Origin of the sequence: Burkholderia sp. BCC0405 (assembly GCF_902833075.1) — a bacterium.
In the GTDB taxonomy this organism is placed as follows: Bacteria; Pseudomonadota; Gammaproteobacteria; order Burkholderiales; family Burkholderiaceae; genus Burkholderia.
This window is the reverse complement of the sequence record NZ_CADFEO010000008.1, coordinates 93,998-119,508: the sequence shown is the minus strand read 5'-3', so window position 1 is coordinate 119,508 and position 25,511 is coordinate 93,998. Positions and strand designations below refer to the sequence as shown.

The following is a 25,511-nucleotide window of genomic DNA, read 5'->3' as shown; positions in this document are numbered from 1 at the left end:
CGGGCAGCCTTTTTTGCATCTGCGCGATGCGCAATCGGGGTGTCTGCAAAACACTGTTCCTGCGGGTCGCGGCAATCCGGCAAAACCCCGTCGCGCGGTGCTTTCAGGCACATTTCACCGTGAACTTCGGTATCGGTTCTGTGATATGCTGCGCGCACGCAAGTTTTAGGTCCTTCCAAGCAAGACTTGATTCGCAATCCGCTAAACGGTCAGGCCGTGTCGCGGAAGGTTGAGCAACCCGCTATTTCTCGAGAAGCTCGAAGAAAGGTGAGCGTAAAATGTCAGATGTAATGAAGCAGTTTCAGCTGAACTCCTATCTGTTCGGCGGCAATGCTTCGTACGTTGAAGAACTGTACGATGCATACCTCAACAATCCGGCATCGGTGCCGGAGAACTGGCGAGAGTATTTCGACGCGCTGCAGAATGTGCCTGCAACGGACGGTTCGAATGCCAATGACGTCGCCCATTTCCCGATCGTCGAATCGTTCGCCGAGCGTGCGAAGGCCAATGCCTTCATCCCGCGCGAAAGCACCACCAATCTGGCTGCGGCACGCAAGCAAGTGCACGTCCAGTCCCTCATCAGCGCCTATCGCTTCCTCGGCTCGCAATGGGCCAATCTGGATCCCCTGAAGCGTCGCGAACGTCCCGCCATTCCCGAGCTCGAACCCGCGTTCTACGATTTCTCCGAAGGCGACCTCGACCAGACGTACAGCGCAAGCAACCTGTACTTCGGTTTCGACCAGGCTTCGCTGCGTGACATCGTCAAGGGCTTGCGCGACACGTACTGCGGCACGATCGGCGCCGAATACATGTACATCAGCGACCCGGAACAGAAGCGCTGGTGGCAGGAGCGCCTGGAGTCGATCCGCGCGACGCCGAACTTCTCGGCGGACGAGAAGAAGCACATCCTGAATCGCCTGACGGCCGCTGAAGGCCTCGAGCGCTACCTGCATACCAAGTACGTCGGCCAGAAGCGCTTCTCGCTCGAAGGCGGCGAAAGCTTCATCGCGGCGATGGACGAAGTCGTCCAGCACTCGGGCAAGCGCGGCGTGCAGGAAATCATCATCGGCATGGCCCACCGTGGCCGTCTGAACGTGCTGGTCAATACGCTGGGCAAGATGCCGGCCGACCTGTTCGCCGAATTCGAAGGCAAGCACGTCGACGACCTGCCGGCCGGTGACGTGAAGTACCACAAGGGCTTCTCGTCGGACGTGTCGACGGAAGGCGGCCCGGTCCACCTGTCGCTCGCGTTCAACCCGTCGCACCTCGAAATCGTGAACCCGGTGGTCGAAGGTTCGGCGAAGGCGCGGATGGATCGTCGCGGCGACGAAGACGGCCTGCAAGTGCTGCCGGTGCAGATCCACGGCGACGCGGCCTTCGCTGGCCAGGGCGTCGTGATGGAAACGCTGAACCTCGCGCAGACGCGCGGCTACGGCACGCACGGCACGCTGCATATCGTCATCAACAACCAGATCGGCTTCACGACGTCCGACCCGCGCGATGCGCGCTCGACGCTGTACTGTACCGACGTCGTCAAGATGATCGAGGCGCCGGTGCTGCACGTGAACGGCGACGATCCGGAAGCCGTCGTGCTCGCGATCCAGATCGCGATCGACTACCGGATGCAGTTCCACAAGGATGTCGTGATCGACATCGTCTGCTTCCGCAAGCTGGGCCACAACGAGCAGGACACGCCGGCGGTCACGCAGCCGCTGATGTACAAGAAGATCGCGCAGCACCCGGGCACCCGTGCGCTGTACGCCGAGAAGCTCGTGCAGCAGGGCGTGATCACCGCGGAAGACGCCGACAACTACGTGAAGGCGTACCGCAAGGCGATGGACGACGGCCACCACACGGTCGATCCGGTCCTGTCGAACTACAAGAGCAAGTACGCAGTTGACTGGGTTCCGTTCCTGAACCGCAAGTGGACGGATGCAGCCGATACGGCCGTGCCGCTCGCTGAGCTGAAGCGCCTCGGCGAACGCATCACGACGGTCCCGGAAAACTTCAAGGTCCACCCGCTCGTCGAGCGCGTGATCAACGACCGTCGCAACATGGCGCGTGGCGACCAGCCGCTCGACTGGGGCATGGGCGAACACCTCGCGTTCGCGTCGCTCGTCGCATCGGGTTACTCGGTGCGCCTGACGGGCCAGGACTCGGGCCGCGGCACGTTCACGCACCGTCACGCGGTGCTGCACGACCAGAACCGCGAGCGCTGGAATGACGGCACGTACGTGCCGCTGCAGAACATCGCCGATGGCCAGGCGAAGTTCACGGTGATCGACTCGGTGCTGTCGGAAGAAGCGGTGCTGGGCTTCGAATACGGTTACTCGACCGCCGAGCCGAACACGCTCGTGCTGTGGGAGGCGCAGTTCGGCGACTTCGTCAACGGCGCGCAGGTCGTGATCGACCAGTTCATCTCGTCGGGCGAAGTGAAGTGGGGCCGCGTGTCGGGCCTGACGATGCTGCTGCCGCACGGCTACGAAGGCCAGGGTCCGGAACACTCGTCGACGCGTATCGAGCGTTTCCTGCAACTGTGCGCGGATCACAACATGCAGGTCGTTCAACCGACGACGCCGGCGCAGATTTTCCACCTGCTGCGTCGCCAGATGATCCGCCTGTTCCGCAAGCCGCTGATCGTCGCTACGCCGAAGTCGCTGCTGCGTCACAAGGAAGCTGTGTCGGACCTGTCGGAACTCGCGAAGGGTTCGTTCCAGCCGGTGCTGGGCGAAACCGACGGCGGCATCGACGCGAAGAAGGTCAAGCGCGTGCTGGTGTGCTCGGGCCGCGTGTATTACGACCTCGTCGCACATCGCCGCGAAACGAAGGCGAACGACGTCGCGATCATCCGTATCGAGCAGCTGTATCCGTTCGCGCACAAGCAGTTCGAAGCCGAAATGAAGAAGTACGAGAACGCGACTGAAGTGGTCTGGGTGCAGGACGAGCCGCAGAACCAGGGCCCCTGGTTCTACGTCGAGCACCATCTGAAGGAAGGCATGAAGGAAGGGCAGAAGCTGGCATACAGCGGCCGTCCGGCTTCGGCCTCGCCGGCGGTTGGCTACTACGCGAAGCACTACGAGCAGCAGAAGGCCCTCATCGAAGGTGCTTTCGGCCGCCTGAAGAGCGCATCGATCGCGAAATAACCGACGGAAGCGAAACGGGAAGGCGCCATGCGCTTTCCCGTCTCTTTTGGCCTGCCGGGCGCGTGGCGCGCCGCACTGGCCGAAGGAGTCGCACGAACCTCGTCATACCCCAGATTAAGCATCCAGGAAAATCACATGGCTATCGTAGAAGTCAAAGTCCCCCAGCTTTCGGAGTCGGTTTCGGAAGCCACCATGCTGCAGTGGAAGAAGAAGCCGGGCGAAGCAGTTGCTCAAGACGAAATCCTGATCGAACTCGAGACCGACAAGGTCGTGCTCGAAGTGCCGGCACCGGCCGCGGGCGTGCTCGCGCAAGTGCTGCAGAACGACGGTGACACGGTGGTTGCCGATCAACTGATCGCAACGATCGACACCGAAGCGAAGGCAGGTGCAGCCGAAGCTGCGGCGGGCGCCGCCGAAGTCAAGCCGGCGGCAGCACCTGCTGCAGCCGCACCGGCAGCGCAGCCGGTCGCCGCTGCGGCATCGTCGGCGACCGCATCGCCGGCCGCATCGAAGCTGCTGGCCGAGAAGGGCCTGTCGGCGGGCGACGTCGCAGGTTCGGGCCGCGACGGCCGCGTCACGAAGGGCGACGCGCTGGCAGCAGGCAGCGCACCGAAGGCCGCTCCGGCTGCCGCACCGGCCAAGACGGCCGCTGCGAAGCCGTCGCTGCCGGAAGTGAAGGTGCCGGCATCGGCTGCGACCTGGCTGAACGACCGTCCGGAACAACGCGTGCCGATGTCGCGCCTGCGTGCGCGTATTGCCGAGCGTCTGCTCGAGTCGCAGCAGACCAACGCGATCCTGACGACGTTCAACGAAGTGAACATGGCCCCGGTCATGGAGCTGCGTAACAAGTACAAGGACAAGTTCGAGAAAGAGCATGGCGTGAAGCTCGGTTTCATGTCGTTCTTCGTGAAGGCGGCTGTCCACGCACTGAAGAAGTTCCCGCTCGTGAACGCGTCGATCGACGGTAACGACATCGTCTACCACGGCTACTTCGACATCGGTATCGCAGTCGGCTCGCCGCGCGGCCTCGTCGTGCCGATCCTGCGCAATGCGGATCAACTGAGCCTCGCCGAAATCGAAAAGAAGATCGCCGAGTTCGGCCAGAAGGCGAAGGACGGCAAGCTGTCGATCGAGGAAATGACGGGTGGTACGTTCTCGATCTCGAACGGCGGCGTGTTCGGCTCGATGCTGTCGACCCCGATCATCAACCCGCCGCAGTCGGCAATCCTCGGCGTGCACGCGACGAAGGAGCGTCCGGTCGTCGAAAACGGCCAGATCGTGATCCGTCCGATCAACTACCTCGCGCTGTCGTACGACCACCGCATCATCGACGGCCGCGAAGCCGTGCTGTCGCTTGTCGCGATGAAGGATGCGCTGGAAGATCCGGCACGCCTGCTGCTCGACCTGTAAGCCGAGTTTCACCGCATTGACCCGCACCGCACGGGCGCGCGACACGCGCGGCCCGTGCGGTTGCACAAGAAGAAAGGATTGTCATGTCCAAGGAATTTGACGTCGTCGTGATCGGCGCCGGCCCCGGCGGCTACATCGCCGCGATCCGCGCCGCGCAGCTCGGCAAGACCGTTGCTTGTATCGAGAAGTGGAAGAACCCGGCCGGCGCGCTGAAGCTCGGCGGCACGTGCCTGAACGTCGGCTGCATCCCGTCGAAGGCGCTGCTCGCGTCGTCGGAAGAGTTCGAGAACACGTCGCACCACCTGGCCGACCACGGCATCACGGTTGACGGCGTGAAGATCGACGTTGCGAAGATGCTCGGCCGCAAGGACGCGATCGTCGAGAAGATGACGAGCGGGATCGAGTTCCTGTTCAAGAAGAACAAGATCACCTGGCTGAAGGGCCATGGCAAGTTCACCGGCAAGACCGACGCCGGCGTGCAGATCGAAGTGAGCGGCGAGGGTGAAACCGAAGTCGTCACCGCGAAGAACGTGATCATCGCGACGGGCTCGAAGGCGCGTCACCTGCCGGGCATCCCGGTCGACAACAAGATCGTGTCGGACAACGAAGGTGCGCTGACGTTCGACGCGGTGCCGAAGAAGCTCGCCGTGATCGGTGCAGGCGTGATCGGCCTCGAACTCGGTTCGGTGTGGCGTCGCCTGGGTGCCGAAGTGACGGTGCTCGAAGCGCTGCCGGCATTCCTCGGCGCTGCTGACGAAGCGCTCGCGAAGGAAGCGGCCAAACTGTTCAAGAAGCAGGGCCTCGACATCCATCTCGGCGTGAAGATCGGCGAAGTGAAGACGACCGCGAACGGCGTGTCGATCGCCTACACCGACAAGGACGGTAACGCGCAGACGCTCGACGCCGACCGCCTGATCGTGTCGGTCGGCCGCGTGCCGAACACCGACAACCTCGGCCTCGAGGCGATCGGCCTGAAGGCGAACGAACGCGGCTTCATCGACGTGGACGACCACTGCCGCACGGCGGTGCCGAACGTGTACGCGATCGGCGACGTGGTGCGTGGCCCGATGCTCGCGCACAAGGCGGAAGACGAAGGCGTGCTGGTCGCGGAAGTGATCGACGGCCAGAAGCCGCACATCGACTACAACTGCATTCCGTGGGTGATCTACACGTACCCGGAAATCGCATGGGTCGGCAAGACGGAGCAGCAGCTGAAGGCGGAAGGCCGCGAGATCAAGTCGGGCAAGTTCCCGTTCTCGATCAACGGCCGTGCGCTCGGCATGAACGCGCCGGACGGCTTCGTGAAGATGATCGCGGACGCGAAGACCGACGAACTGCTCGGCGTGCACGTGATCGCGGCGAACGCGTCTGACCTGATCGCGGAAGCCGTGGTGGCGATGGAATTCAAGGCGGCGTCGGAAGACATCGCCCGTATCTGCCATCCGCACCCGTCGATGTCGGAAGTGATGCGCGAAGCGGCGCTCGCCGTCGACAAGCGCTCGCTGAACAGCTGAGCGCGGTATAGCGCCGGCCGGCCATCGGCCGGCGCAGCCGTCTCATGACGAGGGCGGGCGGGGTTACCCGTCCGCCTTCGTTTTTCCCGGTTTGCCCGATGAACGTCACCGAATACTACACGCGCGAACTGACCACGCGCGGCTATCAGTCCGATCCCGCGCAGCGCGCGGCCGTCGATCGCCTGCAGCGCTGTTTCGACGAGTGGGTCGAGTACAAGGCCCGCCGCTCGAACGCATTCAAGAAGCTCATCAATCATCCCGACCTCCCGCGCGGCGTCTACATGTGGGGCGGCGTCGGTCGCGGCAAGAGCTTCCTGATGGACAGTTTCTACGCGGTCGTGCCCGTGCAGCGCAAGACGCGCCTGCATTTCCACGAATTCATGCGGGAGGTGCACCGCGAGCTCGAGGAATTGAAAGGGCAGGCCGATCCGCTCGACGAACTCGCACGGCGCATCGCGAAGCGCTACCGGCTGATCTGCTTCGACGAGTTCCACGTGTCGGATATTGCCGATGCGATGATCCTGTATCGTCTGCTCGACCGCCTGTTCAACAACGGCGTGCAGTTCGTGATGACGTCCAACTACGATCCCGATGACCTGTATCCGGACGGCCTGCATCGTGACCGCATGCTGCCGGCGATCGCGCTGATCAAGTCCAAGCTCGACGTGCTCAACGTCGATGCGGGCGTCGATTATCGCCAGCGCACGCTTGCGCAGGTGAAGATGTATCACACGCCGCTCGGCGCCGACGCCGATCGCGAATTGCGGCATGCGTTCCAGAAGCTCGCTGCCGTTCCCGACGAAAGCCCGCTCCTGCATATCGAGAAGCGCGAGCTGAAGGCGCTGCGCAAGGCGGACGGCGTCGTATGGTTCGATTTCGCGACGCTATGCGGCGGCCCGCGCTCGCAGAACGACTATCTCGAGCTCGCGAGCCGCTTCCACGCGATCGTGCTGTCCGAGGTGCCGCAGATGTCGCCGCGGATGGCGTCCGAGGCGCGCCGCTTCACGTGGCTCATCGACGTGCTGTACGACCACAAGGTCAAGCTGCTGATGTCCGCGGCGGTGCCGGCGGAGCAGTTGTACGTCGAAGGCCCGATGGCCAACGAGTTTGCACGGACGGTGTCGCGAATCGTCGAGATGCAGTCGAAGGAATATATCGAAACGCCGCGCCGCATCGTCGATACGTCGCTGACCTGAGGGCGATTCCCGGCAACGGGCGGGATTTAAACGTCAATTCCGGTCAAATCAACGCAATCTCGGGGTATTTTCGGATTTGTCTTATATTCATTGTTGAGGTGAGCCGATATCGTTGTGTCATGGTTACTAAGGCTGGAGGGATCCATGACACCGTATCGCGATCTGACCGAACACGAGTGGCGCTGCGTCGTGCCGCTTCTGCCCGAAATGCAGCCGCGCACCGAGTTGCGCGGCCGTCCGTTGGCCAATACGCGTGCCGTCCTGAACGGCGTGCTCTGGGTGATCTACAGTGGCGCAACGTGGTCGGCCATGCCGCGCCGTTACCCTTCGTACCAAACTTGCCATCGACGCTTCAAGGTCTGGCACGAGACGGGTACGTTGATGAGTATCATGCGCGAGCTCTATGGCGACGCAGGCGTCAATCTGTGCAATGAATTGTCCACGCGAATGCGCAAGCACACGCAATCGAAAGCGGCGGAAGCGCGCAGCAATGTGGCGCCCGTGTATCGCGCACCTGGCAGCTATGCGTCGGACACGCTGAAACATGCAGCGTGATGTTCGCGGGTTCCCGTTACGCGCGCACCAAAACAAAATCGGCCTGACGACTTCGTCGCAGGCCGATTTTTTCATTGAGCCGCGCGTTTAAGCGCGAGTCGCATTATTGCTGGCGAACCCAGGTCTGCGAACGACCGAGCAGCGACACGCCGATGTAACCGCGCACGATGAGTTTCTGGCCGCCGTCTTCAAGCGTCATCTTGCACTTGTAGACCTTGCCGTTCTCCGGGTCGAGAATGTTGCCGCCGTCCCAGTGGTCGCCTTCCTTCTTCATTGCCTTGATGATCGTCATGCCCTTGATGAGCTGATCCTTGCGCTCGTCCGTGCAGGCGGTGCAGCGGTGATCAGGCGTATCGTTCGCACCGAGGCCCTTGACGACCTTGCCGGTCAGCGCACCGTCGCCGTCCTCGGCGATCTGCACGAGTGCCTTCGGCTGATGCGTGTTGTCGTCGATCGTCTGCCACATGCCGATGGGGCTGTCTGCTTGTGCGAACGTGGGGGCAGCGCAAGCGAGCAGTACGCCGGCGACGGCGATTGCACGAAACGGGCGGGTCAGTTGAATCATTGTCGTCCTCCTTGTTTTGCATGTCGTGTTCGATTTGCCCGCACGACCGTCTGCATGGGGCGGGCATGTTGCGAGCTTCGCCAGAATACGTGAAACAGCGCGCCACGTTTGATAGAGGGGACTCTAATCGAAACAGCCCGCGTGGCGCGGGCTGTTTGGTGACCGATCAGTTGAGCTGATACGAGAATGCGGCGTTGACGCGCGGGCTGCGTGATGCGCTTTCGACGGGCGCGTCACCCACCGGCTTCGCGACGTTCAGGTCGAGGCTGTAGAAGCGGCTGTCGGTGAAGCGCACGCCGATGCCGACCGACGACATGCGATTCGGCGACGGTGTGCCGGCGTGCAGGTACACACGCGCCATGTCGTAGGCGATGTACGGCGTAACGGACTTCATATACGTCCACCCCGGCGTGAAGCCGCGGTTGACCTCCAGCGACATCCCCCATCCCGAGTCACCCGACGCTTCGCCCGGTTGATAACCAAGCGCGTAACGCGTCGAGCCGAACGAGATCTGCTCGGACGTTGGCAGCGAGTCGGGGCTGTATTGCCCGGTTAGCGAGACCGACGTGCCGATCCGGAACGGCCATTCGTTGGTTTGCGTGAAGGTCGCGCCGGTGCGGACGAAGGTCAGCGATGTCGGGTCGGCGTACGTAATCGTCGAGCCGTTCACCTGGGCGACCTGCGATTTCGACGCGCCGAGAATGTCGAACGCCTTGGCGACGTTGACGCTCAACTTTTGCACCTGTTTCGGCTGGACGTTCGTGTAGTCGAGCTGCAGTTGCAGCACGCGAACCTGCGACCGGTTGTCGAGCGTCGCGCCGTTGATCTGGTTCTGGTAATTGTCCTCGTTGTGCGCTGCGTAGCCCGACACCGTGCCGAGCAGGCTGCGCTGGTTGTTCAGCAGTATCGGATAGGATGCCGAAAGACCCAGCTTCTCGTTCTTGACCGTACGCTGCACGTATGACGGCAGCCCCGGGTTGTCGGTCGGCTTGCCGCGATAGGTGCTCGCGTCGAGGCGCGTGATCAGGCCGCTGCTGCCCACGGGTACCGCGCCGCTGAATGCGAAATAAGTCTGCTTGTCGCGCCCCGGCGGCGCCAGCGCGGAAATGCTCAGTTGCTCGCCGAACGACGTGAGGCCGTTCTCGGTGGCGGTGATGAGGCCCTGGACGCCCGGGTGGTTGAAGTCGATACCGGTGCTGACGTTGAACGGCTTGCGGTCGACCGCGAGTTCGAGCGTCGTGGCGCCGTCGGTGGTTTGCGGCGGCGGTACGTTCGCCTTTACCGTGAGGCCGGGCAACAGGCCGAACGTGTTCACGTAGCGTTCGAACGTCGCGCGGCGCAACGGCCGATCGGCAGTGATATGTGCGGCGATCGCACGAATCTTCGATTCCATCGCACCGGGCTTGCCGGTGACCTTGACGTCCGATACATAACCTTCGACAACCGTGATGCGCACGACGCCGTTCTCGAACGTCTGCGCGGGAACGAACGCGAACGACAGCGCGTAGCCGCGATCCTGGTACAGCTTCGTCACGCCGTTGGCGGTTTCGATCAATTCGCCGATCGTGATGTCCTTGCCGACGAGAGGGGTGAAGCGACGCGAGATTTCCTCGAACGGAACTGACTTCACGCCTTCGACCTGGAACGTCGTCGGCGTCAGGTGGCGCGACAGCAACTCCTGCAATTGCGGCGCTTGCGGCGCGACTTGCACGGTCACGCTCGGGCCGGTTTTCGGCGCGTTGATCTGCGGTAGGGAGTCGAGCGGGTTACCTCCGACGCGCGTTTGTGCATGTGCCGTGCCTGCTGCCGCGATGGCGAGCAGCATCATCCATCTGTCGAGTCTGGATTTCATTGTTCTTCCTCGTAGGCCTTGCTCTTCGTCTTCTTTGTCATGCCGGCGCGCGACACCAGGGTGCCGCGCGCCGCGTGCCGCAATGCCGGTTGTGTTTGTACGGTCGCGCCATCCGCTCCGGCTGCGAAGGTGCGACCGTCCTCCTTACTTGCCAACGCTGCCCAGCGTACCCAGCAATCCCGTTACCGGTGCCAGCAGGCCCGTCGAGCCGCCGCCCGACGTCGCCGTACCCGTGACGCTGCCGACCAGCGACGTGACCGGCGCGAGCGGGCTCGCGCCACCGGATCCTGCTGCGCCGCCAACTGCTCCGGTGACAGTATTCAGCAAACCGGTGACAGGCGCGAGAGGGTTTGCACTGCCTGCACCACCCGTTGCGCCGCCGAGCGCGCCCGTGACCGTCGACACGAGATTCGTGACGGGGGCGAGCGGGCTGCTGCCCGAACCGCCGGTTGCGCCGCCGAGTGCGCCCGTGAGCGAGCCGAGCGGCGTCGAGCCGAGACCCGACAGCAGGCCGCCGAGCGGATTCGTCGAGCCGGAACCCGACGACGTGCCGTTCTGTACGGTCGCCGTCGAGCCGCCGACGAGGCTCGTGATCAGGCCGGGGATCGGGGCCGCGCCGTTCGGGCCGTTCGGGTTGACGAGGCCCCCCGTGTTGGTCACGGTATTGCCGACCGCAGTGACGAGCTGACCGACGTCGCCGACGAGCGGCTGGCTCGAGGTGCCGCCAACCTGCTTGCCGGCCGAGCTGATCGCGCCGCCGACCTGGCCGAGCAGGCCCGAGACGGGTTGGCCGAGGCCGGTCGTCGTGCCGACCTGTTGCGTGACCTGGCCGGCGGTGATCACGAGCGGCGTGATCGCCGAGCTGAGCGGCTGCGTCACCTGCTGCACGGCGCCCGACGACAGCGTCGAGCCAATCGTCGTGCCGGCGGCCGTCAAGCCGTTGGCCACCGTGTCGAGCACGGTGCCGACCGGAGTCGTGACGGGCGCGAGCGGCGCAAGCTGGCCCGTGCCGAGTGCTTTGACCGTCGAGCTCAGCCCGGACACCGTGTTGCTCGTCGCACCGACCACATTGCCGAGGCCAGCGACGGTTGTGCCGACCGGATCCTTAGTCGTGCCGATCTGTCCCAGCCCGTTGCTCACGGCATCGGCGGCTGCACCGACGATCGTGCCGGTGCTGGAGAGCGTGCTGCCGACGCCCTTCGTCACGCCGTCGCCGAGGCCTGGCACGCTGATGTTGCCGACCGTGCTGCCGAGGTCGGTGGCCGTCTGGCCAACCGTGCTGACGACACCCTTGGTGCCGGTTGACGTGCCGCTGGTGCCGCTCGTGCTCGGCGTGCCGCTCGTGCTGCTGGGGTTGTTGTTGCTGCTGGTCGGCGGCGAGCTCACGCCGCCGCCGCCGCATGCGGCCAGCAGGCAGGCGGCGGCGAAGGCGGTGAGGGGCACGCGCCACTGGCTCAGGGCGGCTGTCGTGAGTGAACGTTGCTGGGACATGATTGACTCCTCGCTGTCTTGTCGATTGATGGATGTTGGTTTACTTGCCGTGCGTGCCGCCGAGCAGGCCGCCGATCAGCGACGTGACGGGCGCGAGCGGATTCGACGACGAGCCCGAGTTCGTCACTGCGCCGGTACCGCCGGTCAATGCCGGTGCGCCGACCGTGCTGGTCACCGTGGACACGACGTTCGTCACCGGCGCGAGCGGGCTGCCGCCGCCTGCACCGCCTGTCGCGCTGCCGAGCGCACCCGTCACAGCGCCGAGGAGACCCGTGACCGGGGCGAGCGGGCTGCTGCCGCCACCCGTTGCGCCGCCGAGTGCGCCCGTGACCGTGGAGACGAGGCCGGTGACCGGGGCGAGCGGGCTGCTGCTGCCGCCTGCCGCGCCGCCGAGTGCGCCCGTGACCGTGGAGACGAGGCTGGTGACCGGGGCGAGCGGGCCGCTGCCGCCGCCTGCTGCGCCGCCGAGTGCGCCCGTCACCGTCGAAACGAGACCGGTGACCGGGGCGAGCGGGCCGCTGCCGCCGCCCGTTGCGCCGCCGAGTGCGCCTGTGACCGTCGAGACGAGGCCAGTGAGCGGTGCGAGCGGGTTGGTCACACCACCGGTGCCACCCGTGAGCAGGCCGCCGACGGCCTTCACGGTATTGCCCGTTGACGAGACCGTGTTGCCAAGGCCGGTCGTGACGGGGTTGCCGCCCGCCGACGCGAGGAGGGCGCCGGCCTGGTTCAGGCCGTTGCCGACCGTGCCGAGCAGCGTGTTGACGGGCGCGCCGAGGCCGGTCGCCGTGCCGATCGTCTGGGTCGTCTGGCCGACCATCGTCGTGATCGGCGTGATGGCAGAGCTGACCGTCTGCGTGACTTGCTGGATCGGGCCGGTCGACAGTGCGTTGGTGAGCGTGTTGCCCCCGTTCGAAACGGCGCCGCCGAGGGTCGATACGAGGCCGCCGACGGCGCCCGTGACCGGTGCGAGCGGCGACAGCGGTCCGCTGCCGAGGCTCGTGACAAGAGTGCCCGTCTGCGTGACCGCGCCGCCGAGTTGATTGACCACGTTACCCGTGCTGGCGAGCGTGGTGCCGAGCGGATCCTTCGTTGCGCCGAGCTGGCCGAGACCGTTGCCGAGGCCATTGCCGAGTGCGGTCACAGCGCCACCGACGCTTTGCACGATGCCGCCCGCGGCTTGCGTCGTGGCCGGGTTGACGCCCGGCAGCGACTGGCTGCCGATGACCGAGCCGAGACCCGAGACGGTTCCGCCGACACCCGTGACGATGTTGCTGCTGCTTGCGAGGACAGTTCCCACTGGGTTCGACGACACACCCGAGGTGCCTGAGGTACCGCTCGTGCCCGACGTACCGCTGGTGCCGCTCGTACCCGAGGTTCCGCTGGTGCCGGACGTGCCGCTCGTGCCTGAGGTCCCGCTGGTGCCTGAGGTGCCGCTCGTACCCGAGGTTCCGCTCGAGCCGGACGTGCCGCCGCCCGAAGTCGAGATCGAATCGCCGCCGCCGGAGCTCGAGCCGCCGCCAAGACCCTGGCTGATGGAGCCGGAGCCGCCGCACGCGGAGAGGGAAAGCATGGCTGCAACGGTGGCCGCGATCAGAGTCGTCCGGAACACGCCATGGGGGATAACCTTAATGTCCATTTTGTCCTCGCATTAAAAATGTGTTGTGAACTGCGTTGTGTTGGGTGGTGCGAGGACTACTCTGCAACTGTCGTGCCATTTCGATGGCCGACGGTTCGACAACAGGTTTTAAACGGGGCAATTCCTTGTCGGAAAAGGAAGTTATGGAAATTGAAAGATTGTTGAATCTGTTTAAGGGCAGCCGAATGAGAACGATTTCGAGCGTTGCGTAACGTAACGTCACAACATTGGCGTTACGCGCACGACGTAACGTGGGGGCTGCGCAGGCTTGGTGGAGGAGGCAATTGTTTTACTGGTGGATTAGGTGTGCACATCTAACCTATCGTAAATCCTATGTGTAAGCCGTACCGAAACGCCGTACAAATACGTTGTGCTTCCGGTCATTTTTTTCCATCCAAGTCATTGAAAGAGGTTGGAAATTAAATGGGATCGGATATAGAATCGGGAGCAGATGTAAGGAAATGTACGGTTCGGTACACAGCGTTCGAGGAGGATCACTATCGCGAATGTTAACTTGCATCAAATGTTGGGCCATGCCCCTCGGGGCAATCTATAAAGAAAGCGCACCCGGTTGTCGTTGCAGCAGATGTGGCGAACAGCGTGGGGCAACCGGCCGGATATGCGGGGACGTATACGTATAAAAGGCCAAAGAATGTACATCCAGGCACGAGGAATAAAATGAAAGCAATGTTGATTCGCTTCCTTCGGGAAGAAGACGGGGTTACCGCGATCGAGTACGGTCTGATTGCGGGTCTGATTGCGGCCTTGATCATCGGTAGTGTCACCACTATCGGCACCAAGATCTCGGCATTGTTCTCCACGATTGCCAGTTCGTTGCCGGCCAGCTGATCCTCTCCGTAGTTCGGTGGGTGGCGAGCGGTCCGTTTTCGCGGCCCGCTCGCCCTTACTTCGACTTGGTCGGTCGATCACGATATGGCACATCTTCTCTGCACCAGCATCTTTTTTGCTTGGGCGACGCTCGTTGCCGCCGGTGATATTCGATTTCGGCTTGTTCGGAATTCGCTTGTCGTCGTCGGACTCTTGGCGGCGCTTGCCAGTGCATTGGTCAATGCAAATCCGTTTGGTATTTCAATCGTGCAGGCATTGATCGGTATGCTCGTCGGATTCGTGAGTTTTTTCCCTCTTTTTGCATTTCGCGTAATGGGTGCGGCGGACGTGAAGGTGTTTGCGGTTCTCGGCGCGTGGTGCGGTTTGTCGGTATTGCCGTGGCTGTGGGTTGTCGCCAGTCTTGCGGCTGGTATACATGTCCTCGCGCTGATGACGCTGACTCACACGCCGCTGGGCGTACTGTGGTCGCGCGGTTCGCCGACGTTCGCGCTCGGCGCACGGCGGGCGACGCCATACGCGGCCTGTCTCGTCGCCCCTGCCGCGATATGGCTGGCTTATCTTGTCGGTACCGGGGGCGGGCAATGAAGCGACAGTGCCAGCCACCGTCAAGGCGGCGCCAGCAGGGGGCGACGGCGGTCGAATTCGCGCTGGTGTTTCCGTTGTTCTTCCTGATCATGTACGCGATCGTGACGTTCGGGCTGATCTTCGCTGTTCAGCAAGGTTTGACGCTTGCTGCGACCGAAGGCGCGCGCACGGCGCTGAATTACGTGTACGAGTCCAACGGGTCGGGGACGCAGGCGTTGACGGACCGGGCGAAGGCGGCGCAGTCGACGGCGATCGGGCTGACGTCGTGGCTGGCCAACGTTCAGATTCCGACACCCGTGTCGGGGGCATGCAGCTACGACGCAACCATGTATTGCGTGACGGTCACGGTGACGTATCCGTACAAGACCAATCCACTGGTTCCGTCGCTGCCCTTACTCGGACTCGTTACGCCGACACAGTTGACTGGCACGGCAACCGTGCAGATCAACCCGGCAACCATCTTATGAAACGGACACCGGGTAGCGCGCGGTAGCAGGCGCAAGCGGCGTTCACATATCGACATAACAACATTTACGGCACTCAACATTCACCATGGGCAACAACTTGACGAAGATCATCGCCGGGCTGCTGATTGCGCTCGCCGTGCTGCTCGGGATCTATGCGTGGATGCTCGGTCGCGCACCGGCTCATCCGCCGGCCGCGGTGCCGGCCGTGGCGGTGGTGCAGACAGTGCCGGTGGTCGTTGCGACGCGCCTGTTGCCGGCCGGTCAACCGATTCCGGCCGATGCCCTGAAGCTGGCGTCGGCACCCATGATGCCGACGGGCGGCTTCAGTGATCCGTCGCTGCTCGTCGGTCGTGTACCTGCGAACGACATTCTTGCCGCTGCGCCGGTCGTCGAGGGGGGCTTGACGTCGGGGCTGGCGAACCAGGTGGCGCCCGGCGAACGGGCGGTGGCCATCAAGGTCGACGAGACGAATGCAGTCGGAAACCGGTTGCGTCCCGGCAACTTTGTCGACGTGTTCCTGAATTTGCGGCGCGACAGCTCGGGGATGGCGCAAACCGGATCGGAAATTCCCAATTCACAGGCGCGATTGCTGATGTCGAAGCTGCGGATCCTGTCGTTCGGCGACGCGACGCCTGACCGTGATGGCAGCGGCGGCCCGGGCGGCGCGGTACGGACCGCCGTGCTCGCCGTGCCGACGGCACAGGTCGATGCGTTGACGCTCGCGGAAGCAAGCGGCCGACTGACGCTTGCGCTGCGCAATCCGCGCGATGACGAAGTCGCGACGCAGACGGTCGCGATCCGCACGGCCGGTGACCTGACGCCTTCCGGGCAGGCGGCCGCCGGCGTGTGGCTCGATGAACTGTCGGGCGGTCGGGCACGCAATGAGCCTCGTGTGCAGGCGCCGGCGCGCGCGCCACGTGCACCGATCGTCGCGCGCGAAAGCGGAAGCAGCATTGAAGTGATTCGGGGTGGGCGAACCGAAACGGTCGCTTATTGACAACCTAAACACGGTCATCGACAGCAGTAACGGAAGGGAGAAGGCCGTACGACGGTCTCCGACACAATGACAAAAAAACTGATTGCATACGCGATTGGCATCTGTGCCATGACCTTCGCCGTGTTGGCCGGGGCTGCTGGCGCAAACGGGTCGATCGATCTGGCGGTTGGCTCGCAGCGACAGGTTGCTACCGGCCGCACGCTGCAGCGGATCGCTGTGGGCGATCCGTCGGTCGTCGACGTGCTGGTCATGAAGGGCAGTCGCGCCGGCAATGTGCTGCTGGTTGCAAAGGCACCGGGTTCGACAAATGTGATGCTGTGGGAGCGCGGCCGCGACGAGCCGACGGTGTGGAACGTCAATGTCGTCGATGCGGCCGCACAGGCCGTGCTGGACGGTGCGGGGCCGTCTGTGAGGGCGTATGGCGGTACGGCAGTCGTGTCGGGCTCGGCAGCATCGCTTGACGCGCACGAGCGGGCAGTTGCCGTCGGCAAGCGGATGGGCGGCAAGGATGCGGCGGTGATCGACACCTCGACGGTCGGTAACCGGAGCGTCGTGCAAGTCGACGTACGGGTCGTCGAATTCAGCCGTTCGGTGCTGAAGGAAGCCGGGCTGAATTTCTTCAAGCAGAGCAACGGCTTCGGATTCGGCGCATTTTCGCCGGGCGGTCTCCAGTCGGTGACCGGCGGAGCGACGTCCGGATTCACCGCGACGGCCGGTATTCCGATCGCGTCCGCGTTCAACCTGGTGGTGGATTCGGCGGGTCGCGGCATCTTCGGCAATATTTCGATTCTTGAGGCGAACAATCTTGCCCGCGTGCTCGCGCAGCCGACCCTGGTGGCGTTGTCCGGGCAAAGCGCCAGCTTTCTCGCCGGCGGCGAAATCCCGGTGCCGGTGCCGCAGGCGCTCGGCTCGACGGCGATCGACTGGAAGCAATACGGCGTTGGCCTGACCCTGACGCCGACTGTGCTGAGCCAGCGCCGCATCGCACTCAAGGTGGCGCCCGAATCGAGCCAGCTCGACTTCCAGCATGGCGTCACGATCAACAGTGTCTCGGTCCCGGCGATCACGACTCGCCGCGCCGACACCACGGTCGAGCTCGGCGACGGGGAGAGCTTCGTGATCGGCGGCCTGATCGACCGCGAAACGATGTCGAACATCAACAAGGTGCCGGTTCTTGGCGACCTGCCGATCATCGGCGCCTTCTTCAAGTCGCTGAACTATCAGCAGAACGACAAGGAACTGGTGATCATCGTGACGCCGCATCTCGTTGCGCCGATCGCGAAGGGCGCGCCGTTGCCCACCACGCCGGGTGAACTGTCCGAACAGCGCGATGGACCGGTGTGGCGGTCGTATCTTGGCGGTATCGCATCACCCGATGCAGCGCCCGGATTTTCGAAATGAATGCGGGACGAGATGTCGCGCGATATGTAACCGGGGGTGTTCACCATGAACGCGAGAACCCTATCGTTGGCTGAGCCTGCCGTGACCGATTATTTCGTGTGCGCATCGCAGCAGGACGAACATGCCCGCTGGCTGGGCGAGACACTCGTGTCGGCCGGCACGGTGGAAGCCTTGTCACTCGAACCGGGCGCGTTGAGCCAGCGCATCACGGGGCTCAATCCTGCGATCGTATTCATCGATTTTTCCCGTGCGCACAGCGCGGCGAGCGCTGCCGCAGCTGCCGTACGGCTCGCCCATCCGGGCCTGCCGGTCGTCGCGCTCGGCACCCTCTCGGAGCCGGAAAGCGCGCTTGCCGCACTGCGCGCCGGAGTACGCGATTTCATCGACGTATCCGGGAGTGCAGAGGATGCGTTGCGGATCACCCGTGGGTTGCTGGAGCACACCGGCACCGAGCCGGCCAACCGGCACGGCAAACTCGTCACGTTGCTTGGCGCTCGTGCGGGGATGGGCGTCAGCACGCTCGCCGCGAATCTGTCCGTGTGGCTGCACAAGCGAGCGGGCTCGGGCGACCTGGATGGAGGCACGCCTGCGTTCGGAGTTGCCGCGCCTCACGCGCGGCAGACGGCACTTGTCGATCTCGGGCTTCCGGCGGGAGACAGTGCGCTATTCCTCAACACACGCTGCGATTTCCATTTCGTCGAAGCCGTGCGCAACCTGCGGCGCATCGACCGGACGTTCGTCAACACCGCGCTGACGCGCCACGCGAGCGGCGTCGCGCTGACCACGTTGCCGCCCAATCTCGCCGATCTGCGCGACGTGTCGTACGCCGCGTGCGTTGGCCTGTTGAACCGGCTGCGAGCGTTCTTCGATCAGCAGATCATCGATCTCGGCGGATTCACGAATCATGAGTTCGTCGCGCAGATCACTGCGGTGGCCGACGAAGCGTGGCTCGTGTGCGACCAGGGCGTCGCGTCGATCGTCTCGGCGGTCGACCTGCTGGAAGGGCTGCGCGATGCGGGCGTCGACATCGGCAAGATTCGTCTCGTCGTCAACCAGTACGACGCGACGCTGAGCCTGACGCCAGCCCAGATTGCAGAGCGGCTCGGCATTTCGCATCTGGCGACGCTGCCGGCGCGTCGCGTTGCAATCGGCCAAGCGGCCAACCAGGGGCGGCTGATCGTCGACACGGCCGAACGCGATCCGTATGTGCGTGCCCTCGAGCCGCTCGCAGATCGACTGGCCGGCCCGGCCTCCGCGGGCCAGCGCAGCGCATTGGGCCTGTCCGCCCTGAAGCGTTTTATTCAACCTTCGTCCAGGCGATCGTAAGCGATGGCACACGACATCCAATTTGCCGACGGCGCAGCGCCGTTCTCCCAGTCGCAGCAGTTTCACGACATCAAGAATGCCGCGCACGAGCATCTGCTGACGCGCATCGAGGAACTCGGCGCCGAATTCGGTCGTTGGTCGCGCCAAGCGATCAACCAGTTCGTCGATCTGGAAATCGATAGCTTCGTGCGTCTGAGGCGCATTCCCCTGAACGAGACCGAGGTCAGGGCGATTGCGGAGGCGCTGACGAAAGAGCTCGCCGGGTTCGGTCCGATCGAGGACCTGCTCGCCGATCCGCACGTCGAGGATATCCTGATCAACGGCTACAACGACATCTACGTGTCGCGCCACGGCATCTTGGCGAAGCTGCCGATCCGTTTCACCGACAACGCGCACCTGCTGAGGATCGTGCGCCGTATCCTCGCGCCGATTGGCCGACGTCTCGACGAATCGAATCCGATGGTTGACGCGCGGTTGCCGGACGGCGGGCGCGTCAACGTCGTGATCGAGCCGCTGTCGATCGACGGGCCGGTCGTATCGATCCGGAAATTCCGCAAGGATCCGCTGAAACCGGCCGACCTGCTCGCCAACGGCACGTTCAATACGGAAATCGGTACGTTGCTGGAAGCAGCGGTCGAGGCGCGCTGCAACATCCTCGTGTCCGGTGGCACGAGTTCCGGCAAGACATCGCTGCTCAACGCGCTCGCGTTTCACGTTCCTGAGCACGAGCGGGTCGTGACGATCGAGGACACGGCCGAACTTTCGTTGAATCATCCCCATGTCGTGCGGCTCGAAAGCCGTCCGGGCGGTTTCGACGGCAACGGCGTCGTGACGATCCGCGACCTGCTGCGCAATACGCTGCGGATGCGGCCGGATCGTATCATCGTCGGCGAAGTACGCGGTGGCGAGGTGCTCGAGATGCTGCAGGCGATGAATACAGGGCACGACGGATCGATGGGTACCGTGCACGCCAGTTCGCCGCGCGAGTGCCTGTATCGTCTCGAGATGCTGGCTGGTTTTGCGGGTTTCCAGGGAACGGAATCGAGCCTGCGCCGGCAGATCGCGAATGCCATCGACTTCATCGTGCAGATCGGCCGACTATCGAACGGCCGGCGCCGGATTCTTTCGATCACCGAAGTGACCGGGCTGTCGGACAACATCATCGCGACCCAGGAACTGTATCGCTACGAGGCGCGTGTGACGCCCGAGGGCGAAGAGGTCGACAACTGGGAGTCGCTCGGCATTCATCCGCATTCGCCGAAGCTCGCGCGTTTCCGTCAGTCGCTGCAGGCCGCCGGCTTCGGCGGTGGCGGCGGTGGCGGCGGTGGTTTCGGTGGCGGATTCGGCCGCGGGGGCGGGGGTTTCAATGTCTAGCCTGATGGCAGGCGCGCTTGCAATGGCACTGCTTTGCGTTGCCGCCGCGTTGATGCTGTGGCGGCATGGCGAGGTGAAACGTGGCCGCGCCGACGTGCAGCGCTTCATCGATAGTCGCATCGAGCCGGCTGCGCGGGCGGCGGGTGCGATTCAGCGCGACGCGAGACCGGTTCCGAACGCCGCGTCGGCGCCCGGTGCGGCCCGCGCGCAATCCGCCACGCCGGCTTCGCGCTGGGCACACTGGCGCGAGATCGGTACGGAATACCTCGCCAACGTGGCGAGTCGTGCAGGGATCGAAGATGCACGCGGCAAGGCGCTTCTCGCGCTGCTGGGATTGGTCGCGATCGGGCTCGTCGCGGGCGACCGGGGCGGCTGGCTCGCTTGCGTCGCCGCGCTCGTGTGCGGCGCGTCGCTGCTCGTGTTCTGGCTCGTGTCCCGCATTCAGCGGAGGCGCCTGACCATCGTTCGCCAGTTACCGTCATTCCTCGACGGCATCGTACGTCTCGTGACGCTCGGCAACAGCGTGCCGGCGGCGTTCCAGGCTGCGCTGCTGACGACGGAGGCGCCGTTGCGCGGTTGTCTGGACCACGTATCGCGGATGTTGCGCACGGGGGTCGAGATCGATCGTGCGATGGGGCATATCGCAAGCGTCTATCAGACCAAGGAGTTCGAGTTGGTCGGTTCGGTGCTGCGGCTCTCGGTCCGGTACGGCGGCCGCGCCGACGTCATGCTCGACCGCATGTCGACGTTCATGCGCGACCTCGAGCAAGCCGAGCGGGAGTTGGCGGCGATGTCGTCGGAAACGCGGTTGTCCGCGTGGGTGCTGGTCATGTTGCCGATCGCGATCGGCAGCTTCGTGATCGCGACGAATCCGCTCTATCTCCAGTCGATGTGGAACGACTACACGGGTCGCCAGCTGTTGTTCATCGCCTTCATGCTGCAGTTCGCGGGCGGGATCTGGTTGTACCACATGGCCAAACTCAGGTGACGGCATGACAGCCAATCAACTCGGTTCGCTCGCACTGGCTCTCGGCGCATTCGGCGTCGTGCTGCTGGCACTGCTCGCGGTGCGCCGCGCGAGTGCGCAGACACGCAGCGATCGCACGCTGGCCAGTGCGCTCGAGCGGCGCTCCGCGACGCTGGAGGCAACAGGTGCACGGGCCGCACAGGAGTCCGGTGAATCCCGGCAGCACCCGGTCGGGCGGGATGCGGGTGCCAGGCCGTCGTTCGTCATGCAATGGCTGGACCGCCTGTCGATGATCGGGACGCACTTGCTGGATACGCGCCTGGGCCGGTATCTCGTCGCCGACGAAGATCGGCTCCTGCTGGAGCAGTGCGGCTACGCCGACACGCGCACCCGTGGGCTGTTCCTGAGCGCGCGGCTCGCTTGCGCGATCGCCGTGCCGTTGCTTTTCCTCGTGCTGATGGGCTCGCAACTGACCGGCGCGCAATGGCGGGCCGGCGGGGGCATAGCGCTCGTCACCGGCTTCATGTTGCCGAAGCTCTACCTGCGACGTCGTGCTGCGCGGCGCCGGCAATCGGTGATCGACGAATTGCCGCTGCTGGTCGACATGCTTCGCTTGCTGCAGGGCGTCGGGTTGTCGCTCGACCAGAGCATCCAGGTCCTGACGAACGACTTCAAGGGGATGATGCCCGTACTGTCGCTGGAAATGGAAATCGCCCAGCGGCAATTCGCTGCCGGCCGGACGCGCGAGCAATCGCTGCAGCGGCTGTCGTCCAGTTTCGAGAACGAGGATTTGCGTGCGATCGTGCGTTTGCTGATCCAGGTCGACAAACACGGTGGCGCGGTACAGGAGCCGCTCAAGCAGTTCGGCGACCGGTTGCGCGAGGCCCGCCGCGCGATGTTGCGCGAACGGATCGGCAAGCTGACGGTGAAGATGACGGGCGTGATGATCCTGACTCTGCTGCCGGCGCTGCTGATCGTGACGGCCGGACCGGGGATGATCTCGGTGTTGCGCGCGCTGAGCCAGGCGCAACCCTGATGCCGGGACGTAAAGGAAGCAAGATGAGACGCATCGATGAAATCGTGAAAGTGGCCGGCGTGCTGGCGATGGTGGGCCTGCTTGGCGGATGCTCGGCGTTCAAGGAAAGCGGGTACGGCGTCGGTCCGCAGGCCGAGCGCGCGGCATTGATGGACGCGGCGGCGCAGAAGCAGGCGGCGCCAGATACGCCGGGCATGTATCTTGGCCTGATCGAGCGGATGCAGTCGCAAGGGCTGTATTACGCGTCGCTGGCTCATATCGACGCATACGAAAAACAGTACGGCGCATCGCCGCAAACGATCCTGCTGCGCGCCGATGCATTGCGCATGACGGACCAGCCCGCCGCAAGCACGGCGGTCTATACGCAGTTGCTCAACACGACGCTTGCCGCACGCGGCTATCGTGGGCTCGGGCTGATTGCCGGCGGGGCGGGCGATTTTCCGCGTGCCGCGCAGGCGCTGTCGCAGGCAACCGTGCTGGCGCCGACCGATGCGTCGACGCTTTCCGATCTCGCTTACGCGAAGCTGCGCTGCGGTGATGTCGAGGGGGCGCGCATTCCGCTGATGAAGGCCGCGGAGCTTGACCAGAACAATCCGAAGATCATCAGTAACCTGGTGCTGTACCTGCTCGCATCCGGCCGGACCCGCGATGCGCAGAAGCTGATGGCGCAGCAGAAGCTGTCAATGGACGTTCGCAACGACATCCGCAACGACGCGACGAAGATTGCTGCGGCGGCACACACGTGGCGTCGTGCGACCCAGGCACCGGCTTCGGTATCGACGCCGATCGGTTCGGGGAGCGTGGTCGACGTGTCGGGCTCGGATGTCGCGAAGCGGCCGTCGCCGGTGGCGAACATCCAGGGATTCGATCCGACTGCGCCGCTGCTGCAGCGGTTTGCACAATGAAAAAGGCATTGGGGAAACTGACATGACGAACAACAAGAATCCCGGTCGCGTGGCACGTGTGTGCCAGGGTGTCGTGCTTCTCGTACTCATGGGGGCCGCATCTGCGGCGTATAGCGATCAGGCGGCGCCTAACGCATCGGAAATCGGTCATGCAACGAACGCGCTGCTTGCATTCCAGCGTGACGGACGTGCGGCCGGACCGGCGTTGCCGGTACTGGGCGATACCGCGTCACTCTCCTATCAACGCTATCTCGAATCGTTCAAGCACAAGATTCCGGAATCGATGGGGTCGCCGGTCAACGCGAACGGCAACGGATCATCCGGCGGGCAGAGTTCATCGCAATCGTATTGAGCGGAGCCGCGATGAGCACTGCTCGACATGCATCGAATCGGATGGCCGGACAAGGTCGCGCATCGCCGCGGCGGCAGCGGGGTTCGGTCGTCGTCACGGCGGCAGTGTGGATACTGCTGTCGATGGTGATTCTCGGTTCGATCGATATCGGCAACGTCTTTTTCACGCGCCGCGACATGCAGCGCGTGGCCGATCTTGCCGCGCTCGCCGCGGTTCAGAAGCTGGACGACACGTGTACGAACGTGACCTCCGTGGCCACGAGCAACGCCACGACGAACGGCTTCACGCTAGACGGCAGCGGTGCCGCGTCGCTGTCGGCTGACTGTGGTTATTGGGCGCCTTCGGCAACCGGGACGGCGAGCGCCTTCTATTCATCGAAGGCGACGGTACCGCTTGCAACTCAATTGAATGCGGTGCGCGTGACGGTCACCAAGACGCTGCCGTATTTCTTCTTCGGGCCGACCCGTACCGTGACCGCAACGTCGACCGCGAAGGCAACCAACATCGATACCTTTTCGATCGGCGCGACGCTGGCCGCGGTGGGCGGTGTCGGCTGCTCGGGCGTGCCGAGCGGGAACCCCGGCCTGGTGAACGCGCTGCTGGGCTCGCTGCTGCAGGGGCAAGGCGGCACGCCGCTGAACCTCAATCTCGTGTCCTACCAGGGGCTTGCCTGCGCGAACGTAAAGCTCGGCGACATCGCCGTCGCGCTGCAGTCGCTGTCGGTCGGCAACGGTACGATCGGCGGGCTGGTCAATGCCAACGCGTCGGTCGGCACCTTGCTGAACGCGACGGTGGCGGCTGTCAACAAGACGACCACGCTGGGCGCGACCGTGCAGTCCAGCGCAGCCGGCGCACTGAACACCCTCGCCAATCTGAGCCTGCTCAGCAACACGGCGCTCAAGGTCGCGAGCCTGACCGGACAGGGCACCACGTCGCTGCTGACGCTCGGCCTCGCGAACACGCAGGCGGCAGCCGACGCGACCGTGAACGTGCTCGATCTCGTGATGGCGATGGCGCAGATCTCGCAGGCCGGCAAGCCGGGCGTGGTGATCGGCGCCAATGTCCCGCTGACGCTGCCGAACGGCAACTCGGTGTCGATCGTCCAACTGCAGGCGCAGGTCATCAGCCCGCCGACCATTGCGGTCGGTGAAGGCGGGAAGGATAAGAACGGTGCGTGGCGGACGGTCGCGACGAACGCGCAGGTCGGCCTGTATCTCGTCGTCAACCTGGGCGTGAATCCACTGCCGGTTGTTGTGTCCGCGAACGTGTATCTGCCGCTTTACGTGCAACTGGGTGCCGGCAGCGCGACGCTGCTGTCGACCAACTGCCTGACGTCACCGAATTCCGCGACGATTTCCGCGCAGCCGAGCGTCGCCAATCTCTGCATTGGCCAGCCGCCGCTCACGTCCGGCAATCTGCTGAACCTGCCGGCGAACTACAGCTGCACGTCGCCCGCGAAGGTGCTTGATGTCCTGGTTCTGGCAGGCGCCGTCGAGGTGTCCGCAACCGTTTCCAACGTGTCGGTGAATCTGGCCGGCAGTCCGGCAACCAATACATTCTACGGGCGCGGCGGCAGCGATCCATCGTACTACTGGACGACCAACACGAATGCCCTGGGTTCGGCCGTGAACAACGCGCTTGCGGGCCTGAAAAATGCTCAGATCACGCCAACCGTGAGTCTGCTGTTCGGGCTCGTCTCGGTCACGATCACGCCAGATTTCATTTCGTCGCTGTTGTCGGTCCTGACCACCGTTCTGAGCCCGCTGTTGACCGCGCTTGACGGTATCATCGATCCGCTGCTGGACCTGCTCGGCGTCCAGCTCGGTGCCGCCACGGTGCATCAGATGTCGCTGACCTGCGGCGTCGCGCAAACAGTCAGCAATTAGAGAA

The 25,511-nt window shown here is 64.1% G+C and carries 21 protein-coding genes; 17 read left to right on the top strand and 4 right to left on the bottom strand.

Features of this window, described 5'->3' with window-relative positions:
* Window positions 1-278 precede the first annotated feature (278 nt).
* The 5 genes from HWX36_RS15525 to HWX36_RS15505 all read left to right on the top strand — a co-directional run bounded on the left by HWX36_RS15525 (window position 279) and on the right by HWX36_RS15505 (window position 7,818).
* On the top strand, window positions 279-3,143 hold the full coding sequence (locus HWX36_RS15525) for a 2-oxoglutarate dehydrogenase E1 component (protein WP_175952946.1): 2,865 nt from the start codon (window positions 279-281) through the stop codon (window positions 3,141-3,143).
* A 135-nt stretch (window positions 3,144-3,278) separates the two neighbouring features.
* A complete protein-coding gene (gene odhB, locus HWX36_RS15520; RefSeq protein ID WP_175952945.1) occupies window positions 3,279-4,553 on the top strand; it encodes a 2-oxoglutarate dehydrogenase complex dihydrolipoyllysine-residue succinyltransferase in 1,275 nt (424 codons plus the stop codon).
* A gap of 83 nt (window positions 4,554-4,636) precedes the next feature.
* Window positions 4,637-6,067, top strand: coding sequence for a dihydrolipoyl dehydrogenase (gene lpdA, locus HWX36_RS15515; RefSeq protein WP_085038893.1), 1,431 nt, complete (start codon window positions 4,637-4,639; stop codon window positions 6,065-6,067).
* A 98-nt stretch (window positions 6,068-6,165) separates the two neighbouring features.
* Window positions 6,166-7,263, top strand: a complete 1,098-nt coding sequence (gene zapE, locus HWX36_RS15510; RefSeq protein ID WP_175952944.1) for a cell division protein ZapE — start codon at window positions 6,166-6,168, stop codon at window positions 7,261-7,263.
* A gap of 144 nt (window positions 7,264-7,407) precedes the next feature.
* Complete coding sequence (locus HWX36_RS15505) at window positions 7,408-7,818, top strand: transposase (RefSeq protein ID WP_175952943.1); 411 nt, start codon at window positions 7,408-7,410, stop codon at window positions 7,816-7,818.
* A 103-nt stretch (window positions 7,819-7,921) separates the two neighbouring features.
* Here the strand turns inward: HWX36_RS15505 and HWX36_RS15500 are convergent, their stop codons facing one another.
* The 4 genes from HWX36_RS15500 to HWX36_RS15485 form a co-directional block, all read right to left on the bottom strand.
* Complete coding sequence (locus HWX36_RS15500) at window positions 7,922-8,383, bottom strand: DUF2147 domain-containing protein (protein WP_175952942.1); 462 nt, start codon at window positions 8,381-8,383, stop codon at window positions 7,922-7,924.
* A gap of 166 nt (window positions 8,384-8,549) precedes the next feature.
* Complete coding sequence (locus tag HWX36_RS15495) at window positions 8,550-10,235, bottom strand: ShlB/FhaC/HecB family hemolysin secretion/activation protein (protein WP_175952941.1); 1,686 nt, start codon at window positions 10,233-10,235, stop codon at window positions 8,550-8,552.
* Window positions 10,236-10,379: 144 nt separating this feature from the next.
* Window positions 10,380-11,726: a collagen-like triple helix repeat-containing protein gene (locus HWX36_RS15490; protein WP_175952940.1), complete on the bottom strand. Its 1,347-nt coding sequence runs from the start codon at window positions 11,724-11,726 to the stop codon at window positions 10,380-10,382.
* Window positions 11,727-11,766: 40 nt separating this feature from the next.
* Window positions 11,767-13,362, bottom strand: a complete 1,596-nt coding sequence (locus HWX36_RS15485) for a collagen-like triple helix repeat-containing protein (protein WP_175952939.1) — start codon at window positions 13,360-13,362, stop codon at window positions 11,767-11,769.
* A 678-nt stretch (window positions 13,363-14,040) separates the two neighbouring features.
* On the opposite strand from HWX36_RS15485, the gene HWX36_RS15480 reads away from it, so the two are divergent.
* The 12 genes from HWX36_RS15480 to HWX36_RS15425 all read left to right on the top strand — a co-directional run bounded on the left by HWX36_RS15480 (window position 14,041) and on the right by HWX36_RS15425 (window position 25,507).
* Window positions 14,041-14,211: a Flp family type IVb pilin gene (locus tag HWX36_RS15480; protein ID WP_175952938.1), complete on the top strand. Its 171-nt coding sequence runs from the start codon at window positions 14,041-14,043 to the stop codon at window positions 14,209-14,211.
* Between the two features lie 84 nt (window positions 14,212-14,295).
* On the top strand, window positions 14,296-14,796 hold the full coding sequence (locus HWX36_RS15475) for a prepilin peptidase (RefSeq protein ID WP_175952937.1): 501 nt from the start codon (window positions 14,296-14,298) through the stop codon (window positions 14,794-14,796).
* A complete protein-coding gene (locus tag HWX36_RS15470) occupies window positions 14,793-15,263 on the top strand; it encodes a TadE/TadG family type IV pilus assembly protein (protein ID WP_175952936.1) in 471 nt (156 codons plus the stop codon). Before HWX36_RS15475 ends, HWX36_RS15470 begins: the two co-directional genes overlap by 4 nt.
* An 85-nt stretch (window positions 15,264-15,348) precedes the next feature.
* Window positions 15,349-16,260 carry a Flp pilus assembly protein CpaB gene (gene cpaB / locus HWX36_RS15465; protein WP_175952935.1) on the top strand — a complete coding sequence of 304 codons (912 nt, stop codon included), beginning with the start codon at window positions 15,349-15,351 and terminating at the stop codon, window positions 16,258-16,260.
* Window positions 16,261-16,368: 108 nt separating this feature from the next.
* Entirely contained in the window at window positions 16,369-17,661 is a 1,293-nt protein-coding gene (locus tag HWX36_RS15460; RefSeq protein ID WP_244136431.1) for a type II and III secretion system protein family protein, read from the top strand.
* Between the two features lie 45 nt (window positions 17,662-17,706).
* Complete coding sequence (locus HWX36_RS15455; protein ID WP_175952933.1) at window positions 17,707-18,987, top strand: fimbrial protein; 1,281 nt, start codon at window positions 17,707-17,709, stop codon at window positions 18,985-18,987.
* 3 nt (window positions 18,988-18,990) lie between these two features.
* Window positions 18,991-20,361: a CpaF family protein gene (locus HWX36_RS15450; protein WP_175952932.1), complete on the top strand. Its 1,371-nt coding sequence runs from the start codon at window positions 18,991-18,993 to the stop codon at window positions 20,359-20,361.
* Window positions 20,354-21,349 (top strand): type II secretion system F family protein, encoded by a 996-nt coding sequence (locus tag HWX36_RS15445; RefSeq protein WP_175953100.1) that lies wholly within the window; start codon window positions 20,354-20,356, stop codon window positions 21,347-21,349. The genes HWX36_RS15450 and HWX36_RS15445 overlap by 8 nt, the downstream gene beginning before the upstream one ends.
* Window positions 21,350-21,353: 4 nt before the next feature.
* On the top strand, window positions 21,354-22,364 hold the full coding sequence (locus HWX36_RS15440) for a type II secretion system F family protein (protein ID WP_175952931.1): 1,011 nt from the start codon (window positions 21,354-21,356) through the stop codon (window positions 22,362-22,364).
* Window positions 22,365-22,387: 23 nt separating this feature from the next.
* Window positions 22,388-23,269, top strand: a complete 882-nt coding sequence (locus HWX36_RS15435) for a pilus assembly protein (protein WP_175952930.1) — start codon at window positions 22,388-22,390, stop codon at window positions 23,267-23,269.
* Window positions 23,270-23,291: 22 nt separating this feature from the next.
* Window positions 23,292-23,621 (top strand): DUF3613 domain-containing protein, encoded by a 330-nt coding sequence (locus HWX36_RS15430; RefSeq protein WP_175952929.1) that lies wholly within the window; start codon window positions 23,292-23,294, stop codon window positions 23,619-23,621.
* Between the two features lie 11 nt (window positions 23,622-23,632).
* A complete protein-coding gene (locus HWX36_RS15425; protein ID WP_175952928.1) occupies window positions 23,633-25,507 on the top strand; it encodes a TadG family pilus assembly protein in 1,875 nt (624 codons plus the stop codon).
* Window positions 25,508-25,511 lie beyond the last annotated feature (4 nt).